At 44.8% G+C, this 15,183-nt stretch carries 13 protein-coding genes; 7 read left to right on the top strand and 6 right to left on the bottom strand.

Going from position 1 to position 15,183, the window contains the following annotated elements:
• Positions 1 to 25: 25 nt before the first annotated feature.
• Positions 26 to 589 carry a TetR/AcrR family transcriptional regulator gene (locus tag R2J37_RS14810; protein ID WP_230104975.1) on the bottom strand — a complete coding sequence of 188 codons (564 nt, stop codon included), beginning with the start codon at positions 587 to 589 and terminating at the stop codon, positions 26 to 28.
• Positions 590 to 818: 229 nt separating this feature from the next.
• On the opposite strand from R2J37_RS14810, the gene R2J37_RS14805 reads away from it, so the two are divergent.
• Complete coding sequence (locus tag R2J37_RS14805; protein WP_316265816.1) at positions 819 to 2,714, top strand: heavy metal translocating P-type ATPase; 1,896 nt, start codon at positions 819 to 821, stop codon at positions 2,712 to 2,714.
• A gap of 29 nt (positions 2,715 to 2,743) precedes the next feature.
• Here R2J37_RS14805 and R2J37_RS14800 read toward each other — a convergent pair whose 3' ends face one another.
• Entirely contained in the window at positions 2,744 to 3,622 is an 879-nt protein-coding gene (locus R2J37_RS14800) for a DMT family transporter (protein WP_316265815.1), read from the bottom strand.
• A gap of 227 nt (positions 3,623 to 3,849) precedes the next feature.
• Here R2J37_RS14800 and gnpA point away from each other — a divergent pair, with 227 nt between their 5' ends.
• Both gnpA and R2J37_RS14790 read left to right on the top strand, forming a co-directional pair.
• On the top strand, positions 3,850 to 6,012 hold the full coding sequence (gene gnpA / locus R2J37_RS14795) for a 1,3-beta-galactosyl-N-acetylhexosamine phosphorylase (RefSeq protein WP_331490107.1): 2,163 nt from the start codon (positions 3,850 to 3,852) through the stop codon (positions 6,010 to 6,012).
• 63 nt (positions 6,013 to 6,075) lie between these two features.
• On the top strand, positions 6,076 to 7,197 hold the full coding sequence (locus tag R2J37_RS14790; RefSeq protein ID WP_316265813.1) for a radical SAM/SPASM domain-containing protein: 1,122 nt from the start codon (positions 6,076 to 6,078) through the stop codon (positions 7,195 to 7,197).
• On the opposite strand, the gene R2J37_RS14785 is transcribed toward R2J37_RS14790, so the two are convergent.
• The 3 genes from R2J37_RS14785 to R2J37_RS14775 are packed head-to-tail and all read right to left on the bottom strand — an operon-like array spanning position 7,184 to position 10,323.
• Complete coding sequence (locus R2J37_RS14785) at positions 7,184 to 7,972, bottom strand: sulfite exporter TauE/SafE family protein (protein ID WP_230104979.1); 789 nt, start codon at positions 7,970 to 7,972, stop codon at positions 7,184 to 7,186. The two genes, R2J37_RS14790 and R2J37_RS14785, sit on opposite strands and share 14 nt — an antisense overlap.
• Positions 7,969 to 9,468 carry an arylsulfatase gene (locus R2J37_RS14780; protein ID WP_316265810.1) on the bottom strand — a complete coding sequence of 500 codons (1,500 nt, stop codon included), beginning with the start codon at positions 9,466 to 9,468 and terminating at the stop codon, positions 7,969 to 7,971. The genes R2J37_RS14785 and R2J37_RS14780 overlap by 4 nt, the downstream gene beginning before the upstream one ends.
• An 18-nt stretch (positions 9,469 to 9,486) precedes the next feature.
• Positions 9,487 to 10,323 (bottom strand): AraC family transcriptional regulator, encoded by an 837-nt coding sequence (locus R2J37_RS14775; RefSeq protein WP_230104981.1) that lies wholly within the window; start codon positions 10,321 to 10,323, stop codon positions 9,487 to 9,489.
• A 395-nt stretch (positions 10,324 to 10,718) separates the two neighbouring features.
• On the opposite strand from R2J37_RS14775, the gene R2J37_RS14770 reads away from it, so the two are divergent.
• The 4 genes from R2J37_RS14770 (at position 10,719) to R2J37_RS14755 (ending at position 14,140) form a co-directional block, all read left to right on the top strand.
• Positions 10,719 to 12,101 (top strand): carbohydrate ABC transporter substrate-binding protein, encoded by a 1,383-nt coding sequence (locus R2J37_RS14770; RefSeq protein WP_316265808.1) that lies wholly within the window; start codon positions 10,719 to 10,721, stop codon positions 12,099 to 12,101.
• Positions 12,102 to 12,180: 79 nt separating this feature from the next.
• A complete protein-coding gene (locus R2J37_RS14765) occupies positions 12,181 to 13,071 on the top strand; it encodes a carbohydrate ABC transporter permease (RefSeq protein WP_230104983.1) in 891 nt (296 codons plus the stop codon).
• A 15-nt stretch (positions 13,072 to 13,086) separates the two neighbouring features.
• The gene (locus R2J37_RS14760) at positions 13,087 to 13,959 is read left to right on the top strand and encodes a carbohydrate ABC transporter permease (protein ID WP_230104984.1); all 873 of its coding nucleotides are present in this window, start codon (positions 13,087 to 13,089) and stop codon (positions 13,957 to 13,959) included.
• Positions 13,960 to 13,972: 13 nt separating this feature from the next.
• Positions 13,973 to 14,140, top strand: coding sequence for a DUF6903 family protein (locus R2J37_RS14755; protein ID WP_230104985.1), 168 nt, complete (start codon positions 13,973 to 13,975; stop codon positions 14,138 to 14,140).
• A gap of 46 nt (positions 14,141 to 14,186) precedes the next feature.
• Here R2J37_RS14755 and R2J37_RS14750 read toward each other — a convergent pair whose 3' ends face one another.
• A complete protein-coding gene (locus R2J37_RS14750) occupies positions 14,187 to 15,161 on the bottom strand; it encodes an AraC family transcriptional regulator (protein WP_316265805.1) in 975 nt (324 codons plus the stop codon).
• Positions 15,162 to 15,183: the final 22 nt, after the last annotated feature.

The following is a 15,183-nucleotide window of genomic DNA, read 5'->3' as shown; positions in this document are numbered from 1 at the left end:
AGCTGATTTTTTTGGAAAACTTCAGTTATAAAATCGGTTCCATAACAAAGCGAAAATATTGATCCAGCTCTTCAGGGCTTTGTTTTTGTCCACCCTTGATCCACCATAGGACCATTTCTACAAAGCTGGAAGAAATGTGATTGATTAAAAAGTCAGTTGGGAGCAGGGAGTTTCGATTTCTTTTTTGTTCCACAAACTGTATCTGCACCAGTTTATTCAGACTATCTTTAAAATAGCGAAGGAAAATTTCATTGTTTTCACAGGAAAGCAGATCCAGGATATGGCGATTATTTTCCTTAAGGTGTTGAAGAAGGTGGCAGAACACAGAGTCGGGCACCCTGCCTTCTGAATAGAGTCCGTGGGTGTGAGTACAGTCTGCAGCGCTGCTGATAATATGACCGAATAATTCTTCGCATAAGGCTTTCAGAAGATCATCTTTTGTTTCAAAATGGGCATAAAAGGTTGTTCGCCCTACATTTGCACTGTCAATGATCTCCTGTACAGTAATTTTGCTGTAGCTTTTTTCGGATAAAAGTGTACTAAACGCTGTGAAGATCGCAGTGCGTGTTTTTTGCTGCCGTCTGTCCATAATGGTCTCCTCTTTCATAAAATTGGTCTAAGAAATACCTGAAATTCCGTACAGATTTTCTGAAATGTTCTGTAGGAAACATCGGGCATTAATTATCCATTGTAATTTGTTCAGGTACTTTCTACAATAAAAGAGAACAAAATGTTTGTTAATGAATTTATTGTATGAAAACGGGAAATGAATGTCAAGAGTGAACAGATTTTATCATAGCACGGATTGGAGGAGCGATATGGTAAAAAGAATGAATGATTTTCTGGCAGGACTGCCTATGACGATCGTGGCAGGTGCCTTTTTGCTTCTGGATCTGATCCCGCATCTGACGGGGGAGTTTGGAGAGAGAATGGAGGTGTGGGACTTCCTGCCATTTGATCCGGCCTGGGTAACAATTATAATCAGCGGACTGCCGCTTCTCTATCTGGCTGTCTGGAGAATGATTTACAACCGGGGGATCAGTAAAATTTCTTCGGCGCTTCTTATCTGCATAGCCATGTTTTCGGCCATTGCCATTGGAGATCTGTTCGCGGCAGGAGAGGTGGCATTTATCATGGCGATCGGAGCGCTTCTTGAGGAGGCTACGACCAACCGGGCAAAGAAAGGGCTGAAAGAGCTGATAAACCTTGCGCCGGTAACAGGACGCCGTTTATCTGACGGCAGGGAAGAGATCATACCTGCCGGAGAAATAAGAAAAGGGGATATCCTTCGAGTGCTTCCCGGTGAAAAAATACCGGTAGATGGACAGATCATCAGCGGGGAAACAACGGTGGATCAGTCTGTTATGACAGGGGAATCCCTTCCCGTCGATAAAAACGAGGGAGATGCAGTATTTAGCGGTACACTCAATTGTTTTGGTGCTGTCGATATGGAAGCGACAAAGGTGGGAGAAGACAGTTCGCTGCAGAAGCTGATCCACATGGTGCAGGAAGCGGAGAATAAGCAGGCGCCCATGCAGCGCATTGCCGATAAATGTGCAAGCTATCTTGTTCCGGTCGCTCTTTTGATCGCTATAGGAGCATACATAGGAACCGGCAATATTGTGACAGCGGTTACTGTTTTGGTTGTATTTTGCCCCTGTGCCCTTGTGCTGGCGACACCTACAGCGGTCATGGCGGCAATCGGTCAGGCGGCAAAGCACGGTGTGATCATCAAATCAGGAGAAGCCCTTGAAAAAATGGGGAAAGTAGATACCATCGCATTTGATAAAACAGGTACTTTGACATATGGCCGACTGGAAGTCAGCGATATCCTTACTTTTGATACAGATGTCAGCCGGGAAGAACTTTTGTTTCTTGCGGCTTCAGCTGAGTCAAAGAGTGAGCATCCATTGGGGAAAGCGATTGTGGAATATGCCAGAGGAAAGGGAATTATGTTGTCGGAAGCAAAAAGTTTCAAGATGACAGCGGGAAGAGGGATCTGTGCGGAAATCGAGGGACGCAGGCTGTACCTGGGAAGTGAAAAATTTCTTGCCGAGTACGGGGTTTTTGCAGATGGCGCCGTGCAGTCAGCTCTGGAACGGTTCCGGATGCAGGGAAAAGCCTCTGTCCTTATATCCGATGAGGAACGGTGTATAGGAGTACTGGCGCTTTCTGATGTACTAAGACCCGATGTGAAAGACATGGCAGAACGTCTGGCTGATATGCGGACATGGACGCTTCTTCTCACCGGTGACAGCAAAAAGGCAGCCGATTATTTTGCAGAACAGGCTGGGATATCGGAAGTCCGTGCTGAATTACTTCCAGAAGAAAAAGTAAAGAATATTGAAAAACTCCAGGAGGAAGGACATAAGGTATGTATGATCGGGGACGGCGTCAATGATGCACCGGCGCTGAAAACAGCGGATGTCAGTGTAGCAATGGGAAGTATGGGAAGTGATATTGCAGTGGATGCGGCAGAAGTCGCTCTTATGAGCGATAATATTTCCCAGATTCCCTATTTGAAATGGCTGTCCAACACAACAGTAAATACGATCAAGGTGAGTATTACTCTGTCCATGTGTATTAACTTTGCAGCAATCCTGCTTTCACTTATGGAAGTACTTAACCCGACAACCGGCGCTCTGGTACATAATGCCGGTTCTTGTCTGGTCGTATTGATCGCGGCTTTACTGTATGACAGAAAGTACAGGTGATCGTTACCTGGATCCACTGTGCTTTCGGATCATTGCGGTGACACCCGGTTCATTGCTCCATCTGCCAAAAGACAGATCACAATCACAGCGGCGCCGGCGAGTCCGGCGCTGTTTAATCGTTCATCCAGCAGAAAATAGGCTACAATGGCAGTCAGAATAGGCTGTGTGCACTGCAGCATGGAGACTGTGGAGGCGGATAAATGTTCCACAGCGCTGTTCTGAAGGAGGTAGGCAAAAATCGTACATATAACGGCAAGATAAATGACAACCATCCACGCATTAAAATCTACTCGGCCAGGTACAGACAGATCGTCAAAGATGAAGGCGCAGACCAGACTGATAAGCATGGTGACACCTACCTGCAGCGTGGTGACAGAAGTAACATCCATCTGCGAGATAGCCTGCTCACCGAAGACAAGGAGTCCTGCAAGACACAGAGCGTCGAAGAGTGCAAGAGCTTCTCCGGGACCAAAGGTAAAGGTGCCCGTATTGCAGCAGAGAAGAAACAGTCCGATTACAGTAATAAGCTGCAGGGGAAGGCGTTTCCATTGGTAGGGAGTGCGAAGAACAATGGTGGAAAGCAAAGGAGCGAAAAGAACGGGCAGGGACATGATAAAGCCTACATTGGTGGCTGCAGTCAGGTTCAGAGCCAGATTGCAGGAAATATAAGCTCCGGCGCAGCACAGGGCGGAAGGCATCCAGACAGTCCAGCTGACGTCCTTAAGCTGACCTGCAATTTTCCGACCTCTCCACAGAAAAAGAAGGAGGAAGGCCAGGGCAAAGCGAAACGTGAGAAGCCAGAATGGAGTAATGGAGTCATAAGCAGTTTTAGTTAATGGATTTCCGATGCCGTAGACAAGACTTTGTATTAAAATAAAGAGGACATAGACCGCTTTTCTTTCTTTCATTTTCCGTTCTCCTTTTCCAGGGGATTTTTATTTATTTTATCATTTTGGAGATAAGGGGTAAAGTCAAATAAAAAATAGCAAGAATACTAAAAATGTCAACAATATGAAAATTGACGGGAAAAAGTTTTTCTCCTATGCTTATGAAAAGAGACAGACTCTCCGGCAGGTGCGGTTTTGCTGAGAGAGGAGCAACTGTAAATTGTGTTTAAAAGGAAAGGAGATCTATTGTGAAAGAACGTACAAAAGGAAGAGTTACCATTCCCACAGATGTAGATGTAGTACCGGAGACATTGGAACTGGTGGAACGCTGGGGGGCGGACGCCATCCGTGACTGTGACGGTACAGATTATCCGGAAGAGCTTCGGGATGTGGACGCCAAGGTATATTCCACTTATTATACAACAAGAAAAGACAATGCCTGGGCCAAGGCGAATCCGGAAGAAATCCAACAGATGTATATTATGACGCCGTTTTATACAGCAGTAGAAAGCGAGCTTTCCATTCATCTGATGAATCATCTGTATCCGGATATGCTTAAAGTAAACGACCATGATGATATTGAGAGATGGTGGGAAGTGATCGACCGGACAACAGGAGAAATTGTTCCGGTTTCACAGTGGAGCTATGACGCCGGGAAAGGCGATGTGATTATTCACGATGCAAAGGAATTTCATGATTATACTGTCAGCTTTCTGGCTTATATCATGTGGGATCCGGTGCATATGTACAATGCCGTAACAAATGGATGGACCAATTTTGAGAAGCAGATCACCTTTGATGTGCGTCAGCCGAAAACTCATAAATATTCCATGGAGCGTCTCCGCAAATATATTGCAGACAATCCCCATATTGATGTGATCCGGTACACTACATTTTTCCATCAGTTTACATTGATCTTCGATGAGCTGGCAAGGGAAAAATACGTAGACTGGTATGGATACTCTGCATCAGTAAGTCCCTACATTCTGGAACAGTTTGAACAGGAAGTAGGATATAAATTCCGTCCGGAATATATCATTGATCAGGGATACATGAACAATACTTACCGCATTCCGTCCAAGGAATTTCGAGATTTCCAGGACTTCCAGAGAAGAGAAGTCACAAAACTGGCAAAAGAGATGGTAGATATCACCCATGAGTGCGGCAAGGAAGCTATGATGTTCCTGGGAGATCACTGGATCGGAATGGAACCGTTCATGGATGAATTTAAGCAGGTAGGACTTGACGCTGTTGTAGGAAGTGTCGGCAACGGCGCTACGCTCCGTCTTATCAGCGATATTGAAGGCGTAAAATACACAGAAGGACGTCTGCTTCCGTACTTCTTCCCGGATACCTTCCACGAAGGCGGAGATCCTGTAAAGGAAGCCAAGGTAAACTGGGTGACAGCAAGACGTGCGATCCTGCGTAAGCCGATCGACCGTATCGGATACGGCGGATACCTGAAGCTGGCAATGCAGTTTCCGGAATTTATCGACTATGTAGAGAGTGTATGCCAGGAGTTCCGTACCCTGTATGATAATATTAAAGGAACGACTCCTTACTGCGTGAAAAAAGTTGCAGTTCTGAACTGCTGGGGTAAAATGAGGGCATGGGGCAACCACATGGTACATCACGCTATTTACTATAAACAGAATTATTCCTATGCAGGAGTGATTGAGGCATTGAGCGGCGCACCGTTTGACGTACAGTTTATCAGCTTTGATGATATCAGAAACAATCCGGATATCCTGAATGATATTGACGTTATTCTCAATGTGGGAGATGCCGATACCGCTTATTCCGGAGGCGAAAACTGGACAGATGAAAGAATTGTGACCGCTGTAAAGAAATTCATTTACAACGGAGGAGGTTTCATCGGCGTAGGCGAACCGGCAGCACATCAGCATGAGGGACACTTCTTCCAGCTTGCTACCGTTATGGGTGTAGAGGAAGAAAACGGATTCACTCTTAATGTGGATAAATATAACTGGGATGAGTATGACCATTTCATCACAGAGGACTGCAAAGGTGAGATCGACTTTGGAGAAGGCAAGAAAAATATCTATGCATATGAGGGAACAACGATTCTGAAACAGACAAACCAGGAAGTACAGCTGGCAGTCAATGAATTTGGAAAAGGACGCTGCGTATACATCAGCGGACTTCCTTACAGCTTTGAAAACAGCAGACTTCTGTACCGTTCCATTATCTGGTCTTCCCATGACGAAGATGATCTTTGCAAATGGTTCAGCACCAACTACAACGTGGAAGTACATGCTTATGTAAAGAATGGAAAATATTGTGTAGTAAACAATACCTATGAGCCGCAGAGCACTACCGTATATAAAGGAGACGGTACAAGCTTTGATCTGGATCTGGAAGCAAACGGTATTTACTGGTACGAAATTTAGGAAAAAGAGATGGGGATGGGACGAATGGTTCCATCCCCGCTTTGTTTAAGGAGGCACTGAGAAATGAAAGAATTGCAGCTTTTGATCAAACCGGTATCATCTGCCTGTGATCTGCAGTGCAGATACTGTTTTTACAAAGAAGAGGCGAAGCATAGGAAAAATGCAGATCATGGGATCATGTCTTTGGAAACCATGGAGATACTAATTGACAAAGCTTTAAAAGCAGCGGATACGTGTGTGTTTGGTTTTCAGGGGGGAGAGCCTTTGCTTGCCGGACTTTCGTTTTACCGTCAATTTGTCTCCTGTGTCAGGCAGAAGAAAAGAGAGGAACAGCAGGTTTTTTATACGATCCAGACCAATGGAATGGCGCTTGACGACCAATGGATCTCGTTTTTCAAGGAAGAAAATTTTCTGCTGGGAGTATCTTTGGACGGAGTGAGGAAGTCTCATGATGAAAACCGGGTGGATCACCGCGGGGAGGGGACTTTTTCGCAGGTATTTGAAAATTTAAAGAAACTGCAGGAGAAAAAAGTGCCGTTTCATATTTTGTGTGTACTGAATGCTCAGACAGCGGAGAGAATAGAGGCAATCTATCGGTTTTTTATAAAAAAAGGTTTTTACGAACAGCAGTATATCCCCTGTCTGGATCCTCTGGGGGAGGTAGAAGAAGGAAAATATCCCTATTCTTTGACAGGAGAACAGTATCAAGCGGCTTTGGAACGTCTTTTTGCACTCTGGTTTGAGGATAAGATCAGGGGAGTTCCGGTATATATCCGGCAGTTTGATAATTATGCGGGGATGCTAAGAGGAGCACAGCCGGAAGCCTGCAGTATGTATGGAAGATGCAGTATGCAGAACGTGATCGAGGCGGACGGTACGGTCTATCCCTGTGATTTCTATGCGCTGGATGAATATGAGATGGGAAATATTACAGATTCAAACGTTGATTTTAAAGTGCTTGAAGAAATGGCAAGAGATGCCGAAAGAGCGCCTTTTTTTGCCGATGCTGAAAAAAGAGATGAAAGATGTCCGGATTGCCGCTGGTATCCTCTGTGCCGGGGAGGCTGCAGAAGAGATCTGATACCTTATGGAAAGGAAATGAGAAACCGTTACTGTGAGGCATATCAGAAATTTTTCCAGACGGCCATCGGCCGTCTGGAATATCTGGCATCTATATGTATTTGAAGAAGTTATAGACACAGATGAACAAAATGATAATGATGAGTCCGCAGAAAAGCCGGTCCACCATGTCATTGTCCAGCTTCCGATTGAAGGAGCGGCCAATGGCGGCTCCGATCACAGCAAATACGACCATGCAGATCAAAAGGATCCAGGAAAAATCCGGAACTGATCCGGTCAGCAGAGTTTGCAGGAAACCGGAAATCTGCGAGAACATAATGATCAAAAGAGAGTTCTGGGCAGCAGTCTTTGTCTCCATGGAAAAGAAGAAGGAGAGGAAGACCAGATTAAAGGGACCTCCGCCTATTCCAAGGAAGGAGGAAAGAAGGCCCAGAATAATACCAATGATAATGCACACGACAGGATGCGTCATGCGATGGGTCCGGATCGTGTGTTTTTTAATGGTGTAGATCAGTGTGCCAAAGGTAAGGAGAAAAAGAACGGCCGCCTGGCATGCTCCGATCCGGTTCGGATCAGAGCTTAAAGTCTGAATAACAGAAAAAAGCTGTTTTCCGGTAATGCCGCCTGCTACGGCGCCCAGGGACAGAAGAATCCCCGTTCTTGCCTCAAGTCTTGTATCTTTTGCGGCTACTGCCTTTCCAATAGAATAGATGGACATACTCATGACCATAAGTCCGGAAAGGAAGCTTACGGTTTCCACGCTCATAATCCCCATACTGTCAAGGACGGGCTTGACAATGACTCCGCCGCCGATTCCGCAGATGGAACCGATAACAGATGCAAGAAGGCAGATAGTAATAATAATCAGGTACTGGATCATAGAACGCCGCCCCCTTCTTTTGCTTCATTAGTGTCGCTGACATCTGTAAGATAGGGAGGGTACGGGCGTCCCGGAATCAGTTCCTGCCCGTCTGTAAAGCCTTCCGGCCTTCCGGTAAGATTACGAATCAACAGGCGTCTTAAAGTATCAATGCGGTCCCTGTACTGGGGATCATTGATGCGGTCTGTCAGCTCATGAGGATCCTCTTTCAGAAGGAAATACTGTTCCTGTCCTGTCTGTGAATGCCAGATATATTTGTCTGTTTCTGTTACAATCCAGTGATTGGAAAACTCTCCATAAGAGTGTTCGCCATGGAGAGAATCCCGAAGTTTTTCTACCGGATCAGTAAGAAGCGGCTTCAGGCTGATCCCATCTACGGATTCTGGGATAGGAGCGTCGGCAATGTCCAGAAGGGTGGGCATAACGTCCCGAAGCTCGGCAACAGAGTGGCAGACACTGCCAGGCTGTGCTTCGATGTTGGCAAGAGCGCCGCCGGAGATTAAAAGAGGAATATGGCAGCTACCCTCATATGGCCGGGATTTGCGGAACATGTGGTGGTCGCACAGTTCCTCCCCGTGATCGGACGTAAAGAGAATCAGTGTATTGTCATAGACTTCGTGTTCTATAAGAGCCATGATAAGCCGGCCGATCTGGTGGTCAAGATGGGTAATGCAGGCATAGTATCCAATCTGTGCTTCGCGGATCAGATCGGGGTCAATGGGGCCCGTCTTAGAGTCGAAAATCCGTCCGGACTCTTTCAGATAACGATCGCTTTCCCAGGTACCTACAAAAGGCGGCCGAAGCTCACGGCTGCGGTACAGATCAAAATAATATTCAGGAGCGTCAAAAGGCGGATGAGGCTTTAAATAAGAAGCCATAAGGAAAAAAGGTTTTCCGGGGTCCCGCCGCCTGAGAAAATCAATGCTGCGGTCTGTCACCCAATTGGTCGGGTGATATTTTTCTTCATAAATCCAGGGACGGGCTACATAGCCGTTGCAGTCAAGTCCTGTGTCAGTTACATCGGCAGACACACCCAGTTCTTCTTTCAGCCAGTAAAAATAATCGTCCGCTACCAACTGAGATTCCCTGTATGGGACACTGCCGTATCTGGCGGCGTGAAGATAGCCGTCGTGCAGATCTATATTGTGAAATCCGAGATAGTTTCTCAAAGGATGCACATGCATTTTTCCTGTACACTGGGTATGATAGCCGGCCTTTGAAAGTTCACCTGCCATGGTGTGAGGATACGTCCAGGGAATATTATCTTCATAGCCTACCCGGCGGTGATGTTCGGGCGACATTCCGGTGTGAAGCGCGGCGCGCGCGGCAATGCAGCTCGGACATGCGCTGTATGCATGATCAAAGACAACTCCCTTGCTGGCAAGAGTGTCCAGGTAGGGGGTTTTGACATCGGGATGCCCGGCATAACCTAAGGCATCACCCCTTAGCTGATCTGTCATGATCAGAAGTATATTTGGTCTGTTTGTTTTTTTCATTTTGGATATCCTCCTGGTCTATATGGTAGTATTATTGTGTTCCTGCCGGTATTTAATGGGGGTTATACCGAAGTTTTTGCGGAAAATCTGTGTAAAATAAGACTGCGATGAAAATCCTGCCGATGACGCAATATCTGAGATAGAATGATCGGTATCTTTGAGCAGCGTGCAGGCTGCTTCCAGACGACGCTGGTTCAGGTATTGGATCGGCGAAAGGCCTGTGTATTTGGTAAAAGAATGAGCCATATAATATTTATTCATATGGGTCAGACTTGTAAGGGTGTCCAGGGTAATATGCTCGGAATAGTTATTGTCCAGGTATTCCTTAATGTGGGCACATTCTTTCGTCATTCGCACGGACTGGATCGGTGCGGGAACCAGGCGCTGCGAACGGATGATACGGAGGATCAGAATTTCCAGAAGCTTCTGGCAGATGGTGTCAGAGGCAAACTGCTGGTTTTTTACTTCATGCAAAATCTGTACAAACAGGTCGGTGATCAGAGTTTTTTCCTGAAAATTACAGAACACCTGCACGCAGGTCTGATCGTTTTCGGGGTGAAACGTAATACCGTCAATTCCAATAACATAGTACTCCAGAGAATATCCGCGGATAGATTGCTCGGTGTGTTCTACATAAGGAGGGATGATCACAAGGTCTCCGCTTTTAATGGAATGCACTTCATCGCGGAACAGAAACCTCCCCTTCCCGTTCACTACATAAAAAAGTTCGGTAAAATAGTGAGTGTGAAGCACGCTTTTCCAGTCTTTTTCATCTTTGGAGAAAGAGATGGATAAAAGCCGTGCGTTCAATTTCTGAAGATCTGTATCTTTAATCGTATAATTTCTGTGGCTCATATCAAAATCCTCCTGATCTCGCTGTTTCAGCGGCCGAAGCCGAAGCAAAAGGGTAAGGACGGATCCTTTTTTATTATTATATATTTTCATCTATTGAAAAGCAACAGATATAAAAAATCGAAAAAATCAGAAGAATGACGGGGCTGGAAAAAGCAACAATAAATGTAATGTTTTGTCTAAAGGAATCAAAAGATGTCGAGAGAAATATTGTGTATAATGAATAAAAAATAGATACTATATACAGAAAAACTGGAGTTTTATTACAAGAAAATTTTTAAAAATCAAAAATTCTTTCATGAAATAGCAAGATATATAAAAGAAAAGGCAATATCCCTATGGAAAAAGCTTTCTGAATGAGCTATGATGAACTTATCAAAGAACAGGAGGGAATTTTTATGAAAAGGAAAGTAGTAAACAGACTGATCGCTGCATCCCTTGTTTCTGTAATGACACTGGGGACTCTTACAGCATGTGGATCAAGCGACAGCGGATCAGACTCCGGAAGCGACAGCGGAGACGGAACAACGTTGAAAGTTGCTGCTTTTGAAGGCGGAAACGGAACCCAGATCTGGGAAGACATTGTAGCCGCTTTTGAGGAAGAAAATGAAGGCGTAACTGTAGAACTTGAAATGTCTTCACAGCTGGATCAGGATCTGACAAAGGAGATCAGAAACGGGGATGTTCCGGATGTTGTATATTACAATCTGGGACAGGAAAGTGGCTTCACAGAGACAATGCTGAAAGAGAATGCGATCGCAGATATCACAGACGTATTTGACGATGAACTCAAAGGCAAACTTCTGGATGGTATTCTTGATGGTACAGATGCACAGCCGTATGCAGACGGAAAGATTTATCTGGCACCGATCTTCTACACACCGACAGGATTCTGGTACAATAAGAACCTGATCGGAGAAGGCAAACAGTATGAACTGCCGACAACATGGGAAGAGTTCTTTGCGCTGGGTGATCAGGCAAAGGCAGACGGAATTTCTCTGTTCACATTCCCGCAGGCAGGATACTTTGACGCTACAATGTACAGCATGCTGGAGCAGGCAGGAGGAATGGACTTCTACAATGCAGCTCTGCAGTATGATGAAAACACATGGACATCCGAAGAAGGACAGAAGGTTCTGGATACAATCGGAAAACTGGTATCTCCGGACTATACACAGGAAGATACAGTAGCAAATGCAAATGCTGACGGTGGATTCAAGATCAATCAGCAGAATGTAATCGATGGAAAAGCTCTGTTTATGCCAAACGGAAACTGGGTAATCGGTGAGATGGCTGCTTCTACACCGGATGACTTTGAGTGGGGCATGATGCCGGCACCGAAGTGGGAAGGCGATGAGACACAGGCTGTTTACACATTCACAGAGCAGATGTGGATTCCGGCAGACGCACCAAACATGGATCTTGCAAAAGAATTTATCAAATTTATGTACTCTGACACAGTTGTTGATATCCTGTTAGGAAATACAACAACAGATGAGGAAACAGGAGAAGAATCTCCGTCACCAGTAGTAGCACCTGTTAAAGGCGCAGCAGACAAACTTCCGGAAGGAACAACAAAAGACTGCTATGCAGCTACAACTGCAGATGATATCGTAACAGTTACAGGAAAATGGGCTACAACAGCTCCTATCGAAGGCCTGAATATGAATGAGGCTACTTACAAACCAATTGAATCCATTAACACAGGTGATATGACTGTGGAAGAATGGCAGGCACAGTTGGTAGAGACTTGGGAGAAATGTGCAGCAGCGCTTGAATAATCAGTAGACTATTGTAATGAGTGGAGACAAAACGGTGAGTTATATGACTCACCGTTTTTAAGAGAAAAGGAGGAGAATCATGAACAGAAAGAACGCACAGAGAAGATTTGTTTTTGCATGTCTGGCTCCTGCAGTTGTTCTGGTCGTGTTGTTTATATTTGTTCCGACAGTCAATGTATTCCGCATGTCTCTTTACAGAATGGGCGGTATTACGAATAAAAAAGAATTTGTCGGATTATATAATTTTAAAACCCTGATGGGAGATAAAAATTTCCTGCAGGCAATGCAGAACTCGATCACGATCATTGTTATGGTAATGGTTTGTACGATTGTACTGGCAATTCTTTTTGCAGCTTTGCTGTCAAGAGGAAAGTTCAAAGGGAAAAACTTTTTCCGTGTTATTTTCTACATACCGAATATTTTAAGTATCGTAGTTATTGCCGGTATCTTTGGAGCTATTTATGATCCGAGCAACGGTCTGCTGAATACATTTCTGGAAGCAGTGCACCTGGATTTTCTGAAGCATCAGTGGATGGGAGATCCTAATATTGTATTATATTCTGTAATTTTTGCCCTTGTATGGCAGGCGATCGGATATTATATGGTCATGTATATGGCAAGTATGGCGGCGATTCCGGAGGATCTCTATGAAGCTGCTTCCCTGGACGGCGCAACAGAAATACAGATGTTCTTCCAGGTAACACTGCCGTTGATCTGGAGCAATATTCGGACAACACTTACATTCTATATCATCAGTACGATAAACTTAAGCTTCCTGTTCGTGCAGATCATGAGCAACGGAGGACCGAACGGAAAGACGGAAGTATTCCTGAACTATATGTATAAACAGGCATATGGAGCAGGCGTATATGGATATGGTATGGCAATCGGAGTTGTAGTATTCCTCTTCTCCTTTGTGCTGGCAGCTATTGTAAACAAGATCACAGACCGGGAAGTTCTGGAATTTTAAAGGGGGCGAAAGAATATGGGAAAAAAGAAACATTCTGGAAATATCTTATATAAAATATTTATTTATGTTGCCCTCCTTGCTTTGGCTATCTCGATCATCATACCGGTTTTGTGGGTATTTATGGCGAGTGTGAAGCGTAACGCGGAATTTATCGGAGCAGATGTGAATCCGTGGGCACTTCCGAAGCAGTTCTTCTATCAGAACTTTATTGTGGCATTCCGCGATGCGCAGATGGGAGATTTCTTCCTCAACTCGATTATTGTCACTGCATTGGGACTGATTCTCCTTCTTGTAATTGCTCTTCCGGCGTCCTATGTATTGTCAAGATTTGACTTTAAGGGAAGAAGAATTTTGAACGTTGCGTTTATGGCAGGGCTTTTTATTAACATCAACTACATCGTTGTACCGATCTTCCTGATGTTAAGTGATGCAAACAAAGCGCTGGGAGTGGAATTTTTCCTGGACAACCGCTTTATTCTGGCGCTGATCTATGCGTCCAGTGCGCTGCCGTTTACCATCTATCTTTTGAGCGGTTATTTTAAAACGCTTCCGAAGGGCTTTGAGGAAGCCGCTTACATTGACGGATGCGGATATTTTAAAACAATGGTAAAGATTATGGTTCCTATGGCAAAGCCAAGTATTATTACAGTTATCCTGTTCAATTTCCTGTCGTTCTGGAATGAGTATATTATTGCGTATACTCTGATGGATGAACACGGAACATTGGCAATGGGACTGAAGAACCTGATGGCAGTAGAAAGAACGGCAACAAATTACGGTATCATGTATGCCGGTCTGGTTATCGTTATGTTACCGGTACTGATCCTGTATATCTGTGTACAGAAACAGCTGACAGAAGGTATGACGCTTGGTGGTCTGAAAGGTTAAGGAGGGAAATGATATGAGCAATACGGTAAAAAATCTGATTATGGTTATTGTTTTTATTGTTTGCCTTGCACTTGTGATAATAGGACAAAAGACGATCAGTGTCACAGGTCTTGCGACACAGCTGGTAGGTCTGGTAGGACTTCTGACATTGTTGTTTATCTATAACCATAAATATAAATAATGTAAAACGATAAAAAAAGAGTCGCATGCGGCTCTTTTTTTATTGTTCAATCATAGCTTCTTCTCGTTCCGTGACGCTTGGCAAGGTTGCTGGACAGGCTTTGGGAATTGGAGTAGTTTTTAACAGACGTAGCATACTCCATGGGCGCCATGCCGGTGGACTGCTTGAAGCGTTTGGAAAAATATTGGAGTGAACCAAAAGAAAGGTAGTGTGCAATTTCTGTAAAATTCATGGTTCCGTCGCGGATCAGCTGCTTTGCAGCGTCGATTTTCATTTCCAGAAAATGGTCAATTGCACCATGATGAAATTCTCTGTGAAACAGGTTGTACAGCGAGGAGGGGCTTAAGGAAAAGGTGTTGCACAGAGAAGCGATTGTCAGGCGTTCACACAGATGCAGTTCCATGTAATCCAGAATGTTCTGAAGGGCCAGATGGGTGGATTCTGCCTGAAAAGGGGAGACGGGATCTGTGTTTTCAAAAGTTTGCTCTGTTCCGGCAAGCGCGGGGACATCTTCCAAATGATGACGGCACAAAGTGATAAGAAAAGCTTCCAGGTATAGAAGAACAAGATGCTGCGCTCCGAATCTGCCTTTCGGATTAACAGACACCTGTTCCACCTGCGGAATATTTAAAGGTGAATCGAAGGCTGCACCTGCCTCGCGGACAATGGCCGAAATCAAATATTGTTCATCCGCTGACAGATGAAAGACTTTCTGTTCGAAAAATTTCATGGCAGGAGAATGACAGATAAAAGAAATATTTACCAGGTTTGGAGCCTTGTCGCCTATGGAGTGCAGGGCATGAAATTCGTTGGGGCGATGAAAAATAACGTCTCCTGTGCCAAGAAGGTGGACGGAAGCGTCAGCTGTCACACGCAGTTCGCCCTTATCTACATACATCAGCTCCCAGAAATCATGGGATTCTCCGGAAAAGAAAAAATCTTTCATATATTCAAAATAGTGAATGGTGATAATTTCATTGATGATAAATTCCCGTTTCAGATGGGTGCTTTTATATGCCATGCCTTTGTATGCCTCCTGAAAA

It is taken from the genome of Claveliimonas bilis, assembly GCF_030296775.1.
Lineage (GTDB): Bacteria > Bacillota > Clostridia > Lachnospirales > Lachnospiraceae > Claveliimonas > Claveliimonas bilis.
The sequence above is the reverse complement of the archived record's forward strand: the minus strand, read 5'-3'. Positions and strand labels throughout refer to the sequence as shown.